The sequence below is a fragment of the Muricauda sp. SCSIO 65647 genome (assembly GCF_021534965.1).
Taxonomy (GTDB): domain Bacteria; phylum Bacteroidota; class Bacteroidia; order Flavobacteriales; family Flavobacteriaceae; genus Flagellimonas_A.
Genome location: NZ_CP091037.1, coordinates 243,740 through 260,271 on the forward strand (window position 1 = coordinate 243,740; position 16,532 = coordinate 260,271).

General features: G+C 42.9%; 9 protein-coding genes. All 9 read right to left on the reverse strand.

The window, feature by feature from the left end; all coding sequences use genetic code 11:
• Positions 1–5 precede the first annotated feature (5 nt).
• The 9 genes from L0P89_RS01110 to L0P89_RS01150 all read right to left on the reverse strand — a co-directional run bounded on the left by L0P89_RS01110 (position 6) and on the right by L0P89_RS01150 (position 16,328).
• Positions 6–1,649 (reverse strand): arylsulfatase, encoded by a 1,644-nt coding sequence (locus tag L0P89_RS01110; protein WP_235266563.1) that lies wholly within the window; start codon positions 1,647–1,649, stop codon positions 6–8.
• Positions 1,650–1,667: 18 nt separating this feature from the next.
• Positions 1,668–1,916 carry a hypothetical protein gene (locus L0P89_RS01115; protein WP_235266564.1) on the reverse strand — a complete coding sequence of 83 codons (249 nt, stop codon included), beginning with the start codon at positions 1,914–1,916 and terminating at the stop codon, positions 1,668–1,670.
• Between the two features lie 22 nt (positions 1,917–1,938).
• Positions 1,939–3,963: a beta-L-arabinofuranosidase domain-containing protein gene (locus L0P89_RS01120; RefSeq protein WP_235266565.1), complete on the reverse strand. Its 2,025-nt coding sequence runs from the start codon at positions 3,961–3,963 to the stop codon at positions 1,939–1,941.
• Between the two features lie 10 nt (positions 3,964–3,973).
• A complete protein-coding gene (locus L0P89_RS01125; RefSeq protein WP_235266566.1) occupies positions 3,974–6,400 on the reverse strand; it encodes a beta-L-arabinofuranosidase domain-containing protein in 2,427 nt (808 codons plus the stop codon).
• 2 nt (positions 6,401–6,402) lie between these two features.
• Positions 6,403–8,064 (reverse strand): arylsulfatase, encoded by a 1,662-nt coding sequence (locus L0P89_RS01130; protein WP_235266567.1) that lies wholly within the window; start codon positions 8,062–8,064, stop codon positions 6,403–6,405.
• Between the two features lie 44 nt (positions 8,065–8,108).
• On the reverse strand, positions 8,109–9,767 hold the full coding sequence (locus L0P89_RS01135) for a sulfatase (protein WP_235266568.1): 1,659 nt from the start codon (positions 9,765–9,767) through the stop codon (positions 8,109–8,111).
• Between the two features lie 43 nt (positions 9,768–9,810).
• Positions 9,811–11,472: an arylsulfatase gene (locus L0P89_RS01140; RefSeq protein ID WP_235266569.1), complete on the reverse strand. Its 1,662-nt coding sequence runs from the start codon at positions 11,470–11,472 to the stop codon at positions 9,811–9,813.
• A 188-nt stretch (positions 11,473–11,660) separates the two neighbouring features.
• Positions 11,661–13,133: a RagB/SusD family nutrient uptake outer membrane protein gene (locus tag L0P89_RS01145; RefSeq protein ID WP_235266570.1), complete on the reverse strand. Its 1,473-nt coding sequence runs from the start codon at positions 13,131–13,133 to the stop codon at positions 11,661–11,663.
• Positions 13,134–13,142: 9 nt separating this feature from the next.
• On the reverse strand, positions 13,143–16,328 hold the full coding sequence (locus L0P89_RS01150) for a SusC/RagA family TonB-linked outer membrane protein (RefSeq protein WP_235266571.1): 3,186 nt from the start codon (positions 16,326–16,328) through the stop codon (positions 13,143–13,145).
• Positions 16,329–16,532 lie beyond the last annotated feature (204 nt).

The window sequence follows — 16,532 nt, forward strand, 5'->3', positions numbered from 1 at the left end:
CGTTTTTAATCGTTATGTTCTTCCATCCCTTTTTTAGGATATACTCTTGCCCTCCATGCCCAGTCATTCCACTCTTTTTCCATTTTATCAACAATTTCCGGGAATCGGTGCGCTAGGTCGTTCTCTTCAACCGGGTCTTCATTAAGGTCGTAAAGCTCCCAAACCCCTGAACCGGTCATTACCAGTTTTAGGTTGCCTTCACGAATTGCCTTATTATTTGCATGCTCCCAATACATTTTTCGGGCAATGGATGTCTTGTCACCCTCAAGGGCCTTCACCATACTTACCCCTTTGGCGGGTATGATATTGTTACCCTTGTATTCATGGGGGTATTCGGCTCGGGCCACTTCAAGAAGCGTGGGCATCATATCAATAAGATAAAAAGGCTGCCGAACAATTTTACCGCTCCGTTTAATTCTGGTCGGCCAATGTACGATCAATGGGGTGGCCATACCTCCCTCCAAGGTGTAATGCTTGTACTTTCGAAACGGTGTGTTTTGAAGGTTTGCCCATGACTTTCCCACGCTTTGAAAAGTTCTTTCGGGGCCCGGCATCACTTTTGGGTCATTTGATACCAAAAGAGAATCACCTTGCCGCGTATAGCTGCCCCCAAACCGATCAGTCACGAAATTGTACCATTTCATTGTGATATTTTCTGCACATCCGCCGTTATCTGAGAGCAACATGATCAAGGTATTTTCATATACCCCCATGGCCTTCAGATTGGCGACAATTTTCCCAACGGCCCTATCCATATGGTATATTTGTGCAGCATAGACCTCCATACGTCTTAATTCCCATTCTTTGTTTGTTTCATCATTCCAAGATGGCACCTCTGGGTCTCTTTGGGAAAGCCTATGGTTCGTTCTGGTGATACCAAGCCGATTCATTCTCTCGAAGCGATTTTCCCGCAGCACATCCCAGCCTTCATCAAATTTCCCTTTGAACTTGGCAATGGACGAATCTGGCGCATGAAGTGGAAAATGCGGTGCAGTAAAGGCCGTGTACATAAAAAAGGGCACATTACCGTTATTATTTCTGTGCTGGGTCAAAAATTTATTGGTTTGGGCCGCTATTTCATCCGTATAGTAAAAATTCTCTCCTGCTTCAATCAATTCATTGCCCATGAGCAAGCCATTTGGATGGAAAAAATTTGCCCCTCCATTTATCGACCCAAAAAAATTATCGAAACCACGCTGTAAAGGCCAGTTCGTAGAGTCTTTCAAACGCCCTGTCAAATGCCATTTGCCAGTCATATAGTTTTTATAACCCGCCAATTTCAATGCCTCGGCCAAGGTCACGCAATTGTTCGATATCTCACCTTGGTATCCTGGATATTTGGTGATATGACCGGTCATGCCGCCCAATCCGGTCTGATGCGGGTGCAACCCTGTCAACAATGATGCCCTGGATGGGCAGCATCTGGCGGTGTTGTAGAACTGTACGAATCGAAGCCCGCCATAGGCAAGGCTATCAATATTGGGGGTGGGTATTTCACCTCCAAAACAACCCAGGTCAGAATAGCCCATGTCATCGGCCAAAATCAAAACAATATTGGGCCTTTCAGCAGATTCGGCAAACTCTTTTTTGACCTCTTGGCAGCTGAAGAAAAACAGGGAAAAAATAAAAACTAAGGGTCTTAACTTCACATTTGTTCTTTTTTTAGATCACCGCTTGTAGGCATAAGACATTCTTATTGCCCACCAATCAAGTCTTGCTTCAACCATTTTATCGAAATTTGCCGTAATGATGCTGTACTTGCCTAAAAATTCCAGCATATGGGGCCATAAATGGTCGCCATCGCATAAACGATGTCGGATCTTTTCTTTTTGGATTCTTCCCTTTTTGCAACCGTGCAAGAATGCCATACAACCATCGATGAGCTTAACAAGGGTAATCCTGAACTGAAATCCCATAATTTAAATCAGATTTTGTTTGTCAGTATTTTTTATGGATGTCCACTTCTGGAAACTGCGAAATACGCAGCGTTGTGCAACCATATGGTATCAACTCAATTTTTTCTTCTTCTGTACCCAATTCGCGATGGGGCCAAGGCGATTCAGGAAGCTTTCCTGTATTGCCATTGTACTCTTTCCAATGCGGGACCAATTTGGCCGTGGTATAGATTGAAATAGGGGCATTCTCTAAATTCCAGGGCATGTTACTTTCTAACCCCCGTACTTCAACGGTAAAGTCATTTTCCATCAACACCCGTTTTGGTATGCCATAATTCCAAGCAGATTTGGGGTACACCTCATAAAACGTATCTTCCCACCTGTCTTTTTTGATTTCTGCCCATTCTTCATCGATTTTCAAAGCATATAGCAGTGGGCCCCTTTCTATGGCTATGGAACGTTCATACCAACGTGAGGTCGTTACCTCCATAGGAAACTGAAGTACAACGGCATCTCCCTTTTTCCAAGCTCTTCTCAAAGTAACGGTTCCATTGTTTATGGTAAATTTTTGCGTCTTACCGTTGACCAGTATTTTTGGATTTGAACACCATTGCGGTACCCTAAGCTGAAAACCAAAAGTTACCTTTTTAGCAGGATTTACCACAAATCTGATCGTATCTTCAAAAGGATAGTTTGTGGTTTCCTCTATCTCGACCTCAACACCATCGCCCACTTTGACCATAGCACTTGAAGGTGCATAAACCAAGGCCGCAATGCCATTATCGGCAGTAGCATAAAACAGGTTCTGAACCAGTTTTGGCCAACCTTGGTGCATATTGGAGACACAACACGGATACCCTGTCAAGGTACCGTACAATGTACTGCTACCACCATACTCACAATCAAAATTGCGGTACTCATGGGTCACCTTGATCTGGTTGGGCTGTTGAAAGTATTGTTTTTTTGTAAAGTTGTCATCGTGTTGTGTCGGCAGCACATTGAAGGCGATCTTTTCAAGGTAATCGGCATAGTACATATTGCCCGTTATCGGAAGCATACTTTCAAAAGAGTACATAATCTCCACCGCCGAACAAAATTCTGACCCTTGGGTGGGGTCATTGCCGTGCAGTGCCTCATCTCCCCCATACATGCCGTTGGCAAAACCATGACCAGCTTTGAGCGACTCAAGCCCTTTATAGGGCGCCATCAAATGAACCGAATCTTTACTTTGTTGGTAGAAAATCACGGGCTCTTTGAGGCCTTGGGCCACATTCACACAGTGCAAGGGTGCATACGGATTTGATTGTACCAGCATATCACCCGAAAGGGTACCGGTCCAATCATAGGTCTGCCCGTGTATCAACTTACCGAGCTCCAACAGATAAGGTTCTTTACTGATATTGTACAACCAATAAACCACCTGAAGGTTATCGCCCCCCCTTCTACCGGCCCAATACGTATACTTATCTAAAGGCGTGTTGGGCAATTCTTTCAATTGATATTTAAAATACCTATGCATCAACGTAAGTGCCCGCTCATCGTTAGTTGCCGAATAGTACTGTTGCAACACTTTCAACATTACCATTTTGGGCCACCAATCTTCACTCATCTTTTGCTGTGTGCCTTTTATGATAGGTGTATCTTCTTTGAATGGAAATGGTCCAAAATATCCGTTATCACGTTGATTTTCAATGCTCCAATCGACCCATTTCCGTACTTTCGCCTTCAGTTTTTCATCGTTCAGCAAATAGGCCAACGGTGTGAGGCCGTCAAGCCAATAGGGGCCACGTTCCCAACTATCGCCCGTACCGCCCAACCAACCGTTGTTGTCACCAGCCACTACTGAATAGACACTGTCGAGGTTGCCGGTAAGCCCATCCCTTTGTAACTCCAACATCTTCAATAGCCAACCTTTGGGCTTGATGTCGCCAATGGGCAAGACCGAATACGGTTGCGCGACGAGCGGTTCTTGGTTGGTGATATAGTGGCTGTTTCGTGGTGCCTGCGCGCGAGCCGCAAAGATTGCAACAAAGCTCAAAAGGAATATGGTTTTCTGAAATATCGCCATGCTTCTTTGGTTAATTAACTTCCCATTCGTAAAGTCCTGCCTGTGTATCACCCTGTTCAATCTCTAAGCGCAATGCCGGAGTCTTTACTTTTCTAAAGGTGATGGTACTCGGTTCTCCATCCTGATTTATAGGATAATCTTTTACTTTGACCTCTTTCCAATCACCATTGGATCTGTAATACAGTTTATATGACTTTGGAAATTTGGTGCCCACTTTTTCGTACTTCCAATAAACCGTACTTTCTGATACCGTGGTGGGTCGATCAAAAGTCATATCGATCCATTCGGTTGAATTTTTTAACGGCCAGAAATTAAAATGGGTGGCCTCAATCGAACTGGACATATCGGGTTTGTATGAATCATTGACCACGTACAAAGAGCCGGTTCTGACCGTTTTTGAAGTGGTCAACTTGGCCCTGTTGGCCTTGGTGGCAATGGGTTCTGGAAATACCGCTTGTTTTTCATTCGGAATCCATACCATCATTTCGCTTCCGCCACGGTTGGCCCATGCATAGTAAGGAATGGCCTTGAAAGGTATCTTTTCTTCCTTAAGTCCTGAAGATTCTGTTGCTTCAAAATATGTTGCCTCTCCATTGATCGTTGTTACACCGTTTAGCAAGTTCTCTTCATACTTCAATTTAAATTCTTGTGTGTCATCGATCATAATATTGCCAGCCTCTTCATTCGGTAAATCCTTACCCTCGACACAATATACAATAGGACCTACTTGAAACGCCACACGGCCTTTGTTTTCGATAATATTCGGATGTGATTCCACGACACGCAGTTCAAAGGGGAAATCTACGTCAACCTTATCGCCTTGATCCCAAGTTCGTTGCACCACGGCATAACCCTTGTCTACGGTGTATTCAACAACTTCACCATTGACCTTGATCACTGTTTTTTCTTTTAGGGGTGATTTGAAGGTATATAAATCAGATGGCACAGGACTATCTGAAGCCCAACCGGGTATTCTCATTTTTAACGCAAATGGCTTGCTTTTCTTTGGATTGACCTCAAAGCCAACATCTCCAGACCAAGGTAGATCACTGTTTTGGACCAGGGCAACCTCATTACCGCTCATTGAAATATTGGTTTTGCTGGAAATAAACAGATTCACATAGATGCTTGCATCATCATATGCATAAATATATCCTGGAACATCAGGTAAAAAACGCGAAACGTTCGATGGGCAGCATGAGGTATTGAACCATTCGCTTCTAACCGTGGTGCCCCTAGATTCTAGCCTGTTCGGATAAAAGAACTTATCACCACTTAAAGACACTCCAGAAAGTACGTTGTTGTACATAGAGCGTTCTAAAACATCGGCATATTTGGCATCGCCATGGGTAAGAAACAAACGCTGATTCCAAAAAACATTGGCAATGGCGGCACAGGTTTCGTTATAGGCCCTAAAGTTGGGCAACTCGTAATGGTCTCCAAAACCTTCGTGCCCACCAGCAGCTCCAATACCCCCGATTATGTACAGTTTGGTGTCAACAATGTCATGCCATAATTTATCCATCGCCTCCACATACGCATTATCGCCTGAGAGTGCTGCCATGTCTGCCATACCAGCGTACATGTAAACGGCCCTTACGGAATGCCCCACCGCTTTATCTTGATCGACTACTTTTTTATGGGTTTGGTTGTACGTACCCTTACCTGGCTTTTCCCCTCGCTTGTCCAAAAAGAATTTTGAAAGGTCTAAATAGCGTTTCTCGCCTGTTACTTCGTAAAGTTTTACCAGACCTATTTCAATTTCTTGATGCCCAGGAACCTCTTCCAGTTTTCCCCAGCCGAAAACCTCATCGACCAAATCGGCACTTTTTATGGCGATATTCAAAAAGCTACGCTTACCCGTTGCCCTGTAATGGGCCACAGCTGCTTCGTACATATGCCCCAAATTATAAAGCTCATGCGAGCCATCTGTTTCAACACTCACCCATTTTGGTAATTTGGCATCTCTATGTTCGTCAGATACACCGTGGATGGTCTTTACGGTAAACAAGTACCCATCGTCTTCTTGGGCTGCCGCCACATAACTGATCAAAGTGTCTAAATACTTTTCTAATTCGGGGTCTGGGTGTTGACTTAATGAATAGGCTGCACCTTCCATAACCTTAAAGACATCAGAATCGTCATAACCTCTGCGAGTGTTGAACGTACCCTCTTCAAGTCCGCCCGCAACCTTAAAATTTTTTATTCTTCCTGTTTCTTCACTTCGTTGAAAAGCAATTGGGATGGTCACTTTGCGATTGGTTTCCATCCGTTCCCTCCAAAATTCATCGGTAATCTCAACTTCGGTAAAAGCAACCGGTTTGATAGGATAAAACGACGTTTGCTTCTCTTCTTTGCAACTGCTGAGAAATGTTAGTAGAAGTGCAGCCGCAACCATCACCAACCCCAAATCTTTCTTGTTATTATTTCTTTCCATAATCAACTTTTGTTTGAATCCCTATTTTTTAATTCTTCTCGTTTTTGTCTTATCAATTTTTGAACTTCTGGCCAGTCCAAGACTCCCATTTCTTTGGTCCAATTATTATATAAATCGATCATTTCGTTTGCTACATCGCCTTCTTCAACTATCAAATTGTCTGTTTCGGTTCTATCGGTAGCTAAATCATAAAGTTCCCATGGCTGCTGATCCTTCGTTGCCCTATCCAAGACCAACTTATAATTGCCCAATCGAACGGCTTTGTTACCGTGATGTTCCCAAAAAATAGGTTCATCGTGAATAGGTGAACTTTCTATGGCAAGTGCGGGCAATATACTTTTCCCGACCATCGGTTCAATTGTATTGCCCTTGAATTCTTTAGGATACTCAGCACCCGCCAAATCTAAACAAGTGGCCATGATATCAGGGGCAAAGCCATATTGATCGATTACTTTGCCCTGTTGATTTTTATCCAAACCTTTAGGCCAATAGACTATCAATGGGGTGGCAATGCCTCCTTCATGCACCCAATGCTTATAATTTCTGAAAGGCGTGTTTGAAGCATTGGCCCAAGCCCTGCCGTATGATAAATAATAGCCCTCTTTCGTGCCCAATTGTTCCTCTTTGCCCCACCCCAACATGCCACCTTCGGCGCAGGCACCGTTATCATTCATAAACATGATAATGGTATTGTTTAACATTTGGTTTGATTTGAGGCTATCTAACAACTTACCAATATTTTGGTCCATTCTATCGATCATGGCCGCATAGATGGCCATACGATAATCCATTTCAATTTGTTTTTCAACAGACAAGGAATCCCATGGTACATTATCTTCTTTAGATAGTTTCCAGGTTTTGTCGATAAGGCCCATTTCCATCATTCGTTGGTACCTTTTTTTTCGCAACTCGTCCCATCCCGTCAAATATTTGCCCCTATATTTTTCAATATCTTCCTTAGGCGCTTGGATGGGCCAATGGGGGGCATTGTAAGCCATATATAAAAAGAAGGGACTGGTATTGTCTTGGTTTATGTATTCGATGGCCTTATCGGTAAAGGCATCGGTAGTATAAAACGATTCGTCGGTTATGCTGATGGTATCATTACCTTCGGTTATGCCCCTGGGATATTCAGGTTTAAAATAATTGGCCGCACCGGGTACCAAACCATAAAACTCATCAAAACCTCTTTGTTTGGGCCAATATTCTTTTTCTGAAATACCCAGGTGCCATTTCCCTGTCATTATCGTGCGATAGTCAGCACTTTTTAATACTTCTGCTATGGTCACCACATTTTTGCCCAAAACACCCCGGTATTCAGGAACACCCAAATCACTGGCCTCAGGGGCACCGGGAGCCTGCGTCATCAAACCGATCCCTGCCTGATAAGGATAACAGCCCGTCATCAAAGACGCCCTCGTCGGACAACACCTTGCCGTATTATAAAACTGGGTGAAACGAACCCCATTATCAGCCAGCCATTGTAGATTGGGCGTATCGATTTCACCACCATAGGGAGCAATATCGGAATAGCCCATGTCATCTGACATAATCAAAACAATATTGGGGCGTAGATCCTCTTGCTGCCGCTCTTGCTTTTTATGACATGCCGCCAATAGTAAGACCAGAAGTGCAATCGCTATTTTTATCTTCGGTGCTGTCATTTTAGTGTTGGGCTATTTCTAACCACCTTTTTATATTCAATTTTTTAATTGTCGATCTGTTGTACAATGGCTTTGGCCTTTTTGCCTACTATGCCGGGATCACTATCATCTAGCGTGGTCAGGTAATTGTACGCCTTGATATAACTCTTTCGTAAACTCTCTAGCTTTTCTGCATCGCCCAAAACCTCCAAATTCCAATGCAAGGGGTCATCACCGATGATAAGCCCTGGATTCTGCTCTCTACGCCATTGTACCAAAGTTTCTTGCAATTCTGCAATTATCGAATGGGTTTCGGGGTCGCTTGCTATGTTGGTATGGCACATGGGGTCTTTTTTCAAATCGTACAATTCAATCTCTTTGGCCACGTGATGAAACCCAACAAGCCAACGGTCGTTCATCAAAGAAGTTACCAATGTGCTTTCGATGACCACAAAGTCTTTGATCACCTCTTTATCATCGGTAAGCATGCCCAGCATGCTTTTGCCATTTGCCATGGGATGTATTTCTCCCTGGGCCAATTCCATAAACGTAGCATACAAATCGACATGAGAGGTGAAACCCTCGCGTATTCCTTGCTTTACCAACCCCGGTCTCCATACCACCATGGGCACCAGGGATTGTGTTGGAAATGATGATCCTTTGTGCAACATTTCGTTATCAAACAAGGCGCTACCATGGTCTGATGTGAATACAACGATTGTATTCTCCAATTTTCCAGTTTGCCCCAATTCAAACAATACCCTTTCTATTTGTTCATCTATAAAAGTCAAACTGGCAAAATGACCTGCTTTTACCTGTTTGCGCAGTTTCTCTTGTTCATTTTTTGGCAATGAATCATAATGCTGCATCAGGTTACCCCCATAGCCATATCTATGCCTGCTGTATTCAATTGGTTTATCGATCAGTTCACCTTCTGTAAATAGGGCATCCGGAATTTTATCCAAATCGGAATACCTATCGAAAAAACGCTTTGGGGGATTCCAAGGATTATGGGGCCCGGTGAACGAAACCCACATAAACCAGGGCTTTTCAGCTGTGATTTCTCCGCTCTTGATCGCATCAACGGCAGCCTCTCCAACAAAATAATCAGGGTGCAATTTTTCATCAGCTGGCCAAGGGTAAAAATCCTGCCCCCTTGGTCGGCCGGTTGACGAATAGGCAGCTCTCAACGCTTTACGGCTGGTTCCTTGGGCCTCGAGATACTTCTCGTAATCGTCATCGCGATAATCCCTGTCTTTTCCTTCCAAAGTGACCCGATGATCATAATAGTAATCTTCTTGAAAAGGGTGGAAATGCATTTTTCCTATACCCAGTGTGGTATAGCCGGCGCTTTGTAAGTCACGGGTCAAGAAAGGCCAATTCGGTTTTTTTACTGAAATTGCCCTGTTGTCCCATAAAGAATGTGTATGCGGGTACAAACCGGTAACTATCGATGCCCTGGCCGGCATACAAATAGGACTAACCGAGGAATGCTTTGTAAAAACGGCCCCATTGGCGATCAAATCTTGCAGCACAGGCATACGAAGTGGTCGCCCCAGATACTCTAAATCGCTTCCACGCGTATAATCTGTAGTGATAAAAAGAATATTGGGTCTTTTGTCTACCAACTGCCCATTCTTTTCATGCTTTTTTTGGATACACGACAAAAACAAGGCAATGCCCAAAAAAAGAATCGTTTTCTTAAGTGTTCTATATCGTTGCATTATATATATTGAGCATCCGGTTTTTCAACGTATCAAATTTGATTTAAAGTCCGACCCTATCGGAATACTCTTGCCACATCGCCGCCAGTTTTTCCACTTTTTCAGGGTATTGGTCTGCAAGATCGTTGGTTTCGCAACGATCTTCATTTAAGTTGTATAGCTCCCACTTTATTTCGTAGGGCATTTGTTTTCCCCATACCGCTTTCCAATCTCCCAAGACCACTGCTTTGGCCCCAAAATGGGAGAAGTAAATGGGTCTTTCGTCCAATGCTTCATTTTTAAATGTATTGACCAAACTCACACCTTCCACATCTTGAATGGCCTTACCATTAAAGGTTTTTGGGTACTCTGCACCTGTAATATCACACAAGGTCGGCATGATGTCGATCAAATGGGTTCTTTCCCTTATCCAACTTCCCGCGTTGTCTTTAATTTGGTCAGGCCAATGCACTATGAGTGGCGAGGCAACGCCACCTTCATGCGTAAAATGTTTGTAAAGTTTTAAGGGAGTGTTGCTCATATTTGCCCAAGCACTTCCATACGAAGAGTGCGTACCGTTCTGGCCAACCATATTCAGGCTATCTCCCTTGTGCAAGGTGGTAATACCTTTTCTTGAGGGGCCATCAAAACCAAAAGGCCCCCATTCAAAGCAAGCACCGTTGTCACTGGTTATCATAATGATGGTATTGTCGTATTGGCCAGTCTCTTTTAAATAGTCAACTATTTTACCAACACCCTTGTCAACATGCTCTACCATAGCGGCAAATGTTGCCATTCTTCTGGCCAGGTCACGTTTTCTGTCAATGTCTAAAGAAGTCCAAGCTGGGTTTTGCTCTCCAGAAAAATAATTGGTGACAATATCCCTGTCGGTAGGTACGATTGCCCTATCGGTTAACGACCATCTGCTTTCATTTTCAATCAGACCTACGGTTTTTAGGTTTGCATAGCGTTCTTCCCTAATTACATCCCAGCCTTTCATATAAACATCAAAATACTTGTCAATGCTTTCTTTTGGCGCTTGAACCGGAAAATGGGGCGATGAATGCCCTAGAAAAAGAAACCATGGTTCACCCTCTTTTTGTTTTGCTTGCTTTAAAAATTCCAATGCATATTCATTGAAAATATCTGTGGCATAAAACTCTCCTTCAGGTTTGTCTATTTCTTTTTTCCTGCCCTCTGGTTTGCGTATGTAGGCATTGGGATCCCATTGGTCTTGGGCATACCCCATATCATAGCCGTAAAACTCATCGAAACCTCGTTTAACTGGATCTGTTTTCTCGTGCATATGCCACTTGCCAACATAATACGTACCATAGCCCTTGGCCTTTAGCACTTCGCCCAAGGTGACGCAATCTTCTCGTAAATGCCCCAAATAGGCGGGCCCGAGGTCTTTTTTGGGCTTCTTGGTGGTAAAGTTGGCTATGCCTGCCTGGGGCGGATACAAACCGGTCATTAAAGCCGCCCTACTAGGGCAACAGCGAGCTGAGTTATATATGGTTTCATAACGCAAACCGTTATAGCCCAATCGATCTATGTTCGGGGTTTTTATTTCACCTCCATAACAGCCAAGGTCTGAATACCCCAAATCATCAAGCAGAACAAAAAGCACATTGGGACTTTGCTTTTCAACAGGTTCTTTTTTTTGCTGACAGCTGAATAAAAATGTAATAAACAGTGCCAATAGAAAATATTGTCTTCTTTTCATTGTGATTGCCCTTTTTATCAATTTAACGGTGACGCGGTTATAATTTTTTAATTCGTTGGTTTGCCTTCCAATTACCCAATCGTTCATAGCTCCATGCCATAACGAAACATATATTGCCCAAAAATGTCCGGAGAACCTACCAAATATCCCCGGACATTATATAACTAACTCAAACCAATACTTGTCTTTTATCCTCCGAAAATACCATCTAATGGGTTTTGTACGGTAATACCTCCAAAGTTCATTTCATCATCTGGAATTTGCAAAATAAAACGGTTGTCCCTTGCCGGAATTACCAACGGATCCAATGCATCTCCCCCTTCATCTGCGCCAAGCTTCACCAAATCGATCTGCCTTCTTAGAACATCCCAGTAAACAAGTCCTTCTGAATATAGTTCTTTACGTTTTTCTATCCAGATGGCTTCAATTAAATCTTCTTGAACCATTGTACTTGTTGGGGTTTCAACCGACCGAGCGTTTTGGAGTTCGTTCAATAATGTCAATGCAGGGCCCGTACTGCCTTGCTGGGCAAGGGCTTCGGCCTCAATCAAAAGCATCTCTGCGCCACGCATTACAATCATATCGCCGAGATAGTTACTACCGTCATCCCTGAATTTATCGGAGGTCCAACCCGTTTCAAGTGGCCCTCCTCCCACATCGATATACCTAAATTGATATCGAATATCAGAGGCATCAAACAGGTTTACAAAACTTTCATTGATTCGTAGGGTACCGTCACCAAAAACGGTGCCCGCAGGTCTATGGCCGTTAAAAAACCATCTTGAAAAAAGGTTGGTCGTTTGAATATTGTCATTCTCGGTTTGGCCAAAGCCCCAAATCCATTCGGCGTTTGAAGTGTCAAACCCTCCTGTGTATTCCTCTGCACTCATTAGAGGGTGGCCCGTACGAGCTGCGCTGGCATGTTGTTCAGCCTCGGCCCAATTTTCCATGGTCAGATATACTTTGGCCAATAGGCCATTGACCACATCAGAATCAATGTATTCCATACTTGGTCTATCAAAACCCGATAGTTCTGTCAAGGCCCCGTTTAGGTCGGCCAAAATCTGTGCATAGACTTCCTCTACGGTATCCCTATCTTTTTGTGGCCTATCCGCAGAAGCCCTATCTAAGTAAATGGGTACCCCAGGGGCGGTTCTGGCAATGCTATATGGGTGTTGATAGTACCTTATAAGGTGAAAATAGGCATATCCCCTCAGGGCAAGTGCCTGACCCTTTATCGCGGCCACTTGCTCGGGGGCTTCTTGGGCAAATGAATCAACGTTCAATAAAATGATATTGCAATTGTTGATCACTTGATAATAATGCGTCCAGAAACGGCTGGAAAATGTTCCTGCAGATTCGGTCCGTACCGAAGAAAAAATACTGTTTTCATAGAACGCATTCCCGATGTTTCTCACCCACAGATCGGGTGTTGCCGTTAGATTATAAATCTGCATACCGGCAATACCAAGATTCATGCCGTTGCTTTCTGTCAAAAGAAACTTATAAATCCCGTTCAAAACAACTTGGAGACCCGAAACATTTTGAAATAACTGCTCTTCTGAAACCTGTACCGTTGGTTGCTCGTCAAGATAATCTTCACAGGATAAGCTCAACGACACCAATGCTAAAATCGTAATTGTATATTTAAGCTTTTTCATTTTGATTTTTTAAAATTGAACGTTGATTCCACCATTAATTGTTTTTCTGATCCCCCAGTTATAATCACTGGTGCCGTCAAAACCTGCTATTTCTGGGTCAGTTCCCCTATCATTTGCCTTGCCCCACGTTATCAAATTGTCTCCTTGTACAAAGAGTCGAAAACTTTTTATGTTCAGAACTTTGTTGAATGCTTCAGGAAAAGTGTACCCTATATTTAAATTCCTCAGCCTAACAAAATCATTATTGTAAAGAAATTGGGAGGTTGTTCTTCTGTTATTGGGGTTATTGACAGAGGGCCTTGGAATATCGGTTATTCTGTTCTCGGGGGTCCAGTGATTGTCCCTATAGTAATCTATCAGACCAAAAGCGTTTCTCATGGCTGTATTTTCACGCCAGGCCGTATCTAACATCAAACCACCAAAACTGTAATAAAACATTACCGACAAATCAAAGCCCTTGTACTTAAAAATATTGGTGACACTACCATAAATATCTGGTATAGACGTGCCTTGATAAGCGAAATTTTCTTGTTGATTGACTTGGCTCCAGTTATTGGATACCTCTCGGCCGGTTATATTGCCCTGATCGTCAAATGTATTCACAAACCAAGTATTGTCACCGGTCTCAGGATCTACCCCGGCCCAAGTCGGTAGCCAATAATCATAAATCGATTGACCTTCTTCCCATTTGAAAACTCCCCTCAGTTCTTCTCCGGCAGGTAGTTCAATGATTTCATTTTTGAAATGGGAGGCATTGACATTCAAAGTCCAATTAAAATTTGGCCTTTTAAAAATGTCAAACCCTAAAGCAACCTCAATACCCCTGTTCTCTATCTCGCCTATATTCTCTTGAACCGAACCGATTCCGAAAGAAGGTGGCAATGAGCGGTTTGACAACAAATCAATTGACCTTGTGGTAAAGTATTCTATATTTCCCCTGATTCGGTTAAAGAACCCAAATTCAACACCTGTGTTGAATTGGGCATTCTTTTCCCAAATTAGCCCAGGTGTTGGTAGCCTGGATTCTATAGCTCCTGAATTTTCAAAGAAATTGAACCCGGTATTGTAAAGGGCTTGGTATGCATAAAGATTATCTCCATCATTACCTGTGGTACCGTAGCTAACCTTAAGTTTTAGATTATCGATCACCTTCGAATCTTTCATAAAATCTTCTTGGGATATTCTGTATGAGCCCCCAGCCGACCAAAAATAGCCCCAACGATTTTCAGATGCGAACCTTGATGATCCATCTGCCCTGAAACTTCCGTTCAAATATATCTTGTCGTTGTAATCATATGCGATTCTTGAAAAGCCACTCAACAATTTATAATTATCCTCATTTGATGAAGATGCAGGTTCAGCAGATGTGGCATCTATTTCAAATATGCCCGGTACTGCAAAGGTGGTTCCAGATCCTGACAGGTTGGCCCTATTGCGCGAATACATTTCATGGCCTAGCAATATTTCAAAATTATGGTCACCGAAAGACTTTTGATAGTTTAAAATATTATTGAATGTATAGGCTGTTCTGGAATTGCTGGCTTTAAAGGAAGACCCCAAAACCTCAATAATACCTGAAACCGGTGATATGTATCGATGCCGTTCAAAAATTTGATAGTCGGCTATAAAACTTGTTGTAAAGTTCAGGCCCTTGGCCAAATCAATGCCCAGTGCCAACTTGTTGATAAACTGATTGGTGTTATTGATATCAAAAGCATAGGAGTCGGGCTCTTCTGGGGCAATTGAAAAGTCAAAAGGATTGCTGCCACCGAAAAATCTACGACCTGAATACGAGGCGCCACCTCCTTTTTGTAGGGCCAAATTGCCAAAAACATCAGTAAAGAACTCTCCGGTCTCATGGTTGAATTCATAGGGATGTACGCCTGAAGGAATTGTTCTGATGACCCTGGTAAACTCTCCGGGGTTGTTTTGGTCTGTTCTCACATAGAACATATTGGCGTCTAAACTGATTCTATCGGCAAGTTTGGTACTTATGTTCAGCCTAGAAGACCATCTTCTAAAATCTTGATTAAAATATTGACCCTTATCATCTAAATAAGATGACCCAAAAAACAGTCGGGTATTCTCTGAAATACCAGAAGTAACATCAATGGAATATTCTTGCCGTAATTTTGGCTGGAACACGTCGTGCCAATCATAATCATATAGTAACCGAGCCTCTGGTTTTATTTGACCATTAAGCCCTACAGGTTCATCTAAATTCCAATTGCTTCTATAGATTCTATCTTGACCCAAAAAGTTTGTGTGCGGTCGGGCTTGATAAAATCTATCGGTCACCGATGCCGAGGCGTTTGCCCTTGCGGTCTGATCATCTTGTCCCCTGTTCAGATTATCATAGTAAAACCCTTCCCAAACAGCTTCATATTGATCTGCGGCATCTAATTTATTTGGCAATTTAACGGCAAAAGTAGATGTGCCCAGTGAATATCTAAAATTGACCTGGGTCTTGCCCGGTGTACCACTTTTTGTGGTAATAAGAATGACCCCTCCTGAAGCTCTAGAACCATAGAGCGAGGTAGAAGAGGCATCTTTAAGAATAGAGATACTTTCTATTTCTGTTGGTGCTATACTACTGAGCGTACCTTCAAAAGGGCTACCATTGAGTATGATGAGCGGTGAAACGTTTCCGGTCAAAGATGTAAAGCCCCTAATGTTGATCTCAGCGTCGGCACCAGGTCTACCCGCTTGCGAGATTACCTGAACACCAGGGCTGAGGCCCTGTAGCGCCTGACCTAGATTTGAAGTCGCTGATTCTTGAATTTGCTCTGTTTCAATAAAGGATGCCGAACCTGTGAAGGCGGCTTTTTTGGTCGTACCGTAAGCTACAACGACCACTTCATCCAATTGTGAAACATCTTCTTGCAGGGCAGCATTCACCGTATTTTGGTTACCGACAACAATCTCTTGTGTGGCAAAACCAATGTAAGAAAAAATCAGCGTGTCAGATGATGTGGCAATAACACTATAATTACCATCAAAATCAGTTTGCGTACCGGTAGTTGTTCCTTTTACCTGTATGGTCACCCCGGGCAATGGCTGCCCCTGGTCATCGGTGACCGTACCTGAAATTGTCTTTTCTTGTGCATAGGTACCATATGCCAATAAAAAGCACAGAACCATAGATAATGGACGTAAGCGAACAGAAAAGAACTTAAGTTTTGAAAGATTCTCCATAGTTAGGTGGTTTAATAGTTTGATTATTAAACGTAATAATTACGCTTAATAATAGCATAAAGATAATCTTTCAATTCACATACGCTTATAATTATCGCTCATTTGATAAAATTGTATCAAAATAGGATAATATTGTGCTGGCTAAGCCAATTTGTTGGTCGTTGCCAAGATTCGTTTTAGGGCACTGCCTTTCAGAATTTTGTA

Coding starts and splice junctions, on each gene's coding strand:
- L0P89_RS01140 (WP_235266569.1), bottom strand. CDS start 11,472: ATGAAAAGAAGACAATATTTTCTATTGGCACTGTTTATTACATTTTTA.
- L0P89_RS01120 (WP_235266565.1), bottom strand. CDS start 3,963: ATGGCGATATTTCAGAAAACCATATTCCTTTTGAGCTTTGTTGCAATC.
- L0P89_RS01145 (WP_235266570.1), bottom strand. CDS start 13,133: ATGAAAAAGCTTAAATATACAATTACGATTTTAGCATTGGTGTCGTTG.
- L0P89_RS01125 (WP_235266566.1), bottom strand. CDS start 6,400: ATGGAAAGAAATAATAACAAGAAAGATTTGGGGTTGGTGATGGTTGCG.
- L0P89_RS01130 (WP_235266567.1), bottom strand. CDS start 8,064: ATGACAGCACCGAAGATAAAAATAGCGATTGCACTTCTGGTCTTACTA.
- L0P89_RS01150 (WP_235266571.1), bottom strand. CDS start 16,328: ATGGAGAATCTTTCAAAACTTAAGTTCTTTTCTGTTCGCTTACGTCCA.
- L0P89_RS01115 (WP_235266564.1), bottom strand. CDS start 1,916: ATGGGATTTCAGTTCAGGATTACCCTTGTTAAGCTCATCGATGGTTGT.
- L0P89_RS01135 (WP_235266568.1), bottom strand. CDS start 9,767: ATGCAACGATATAGAACACTTAAGAAAACGATTCTTTTTTTGGGCATT.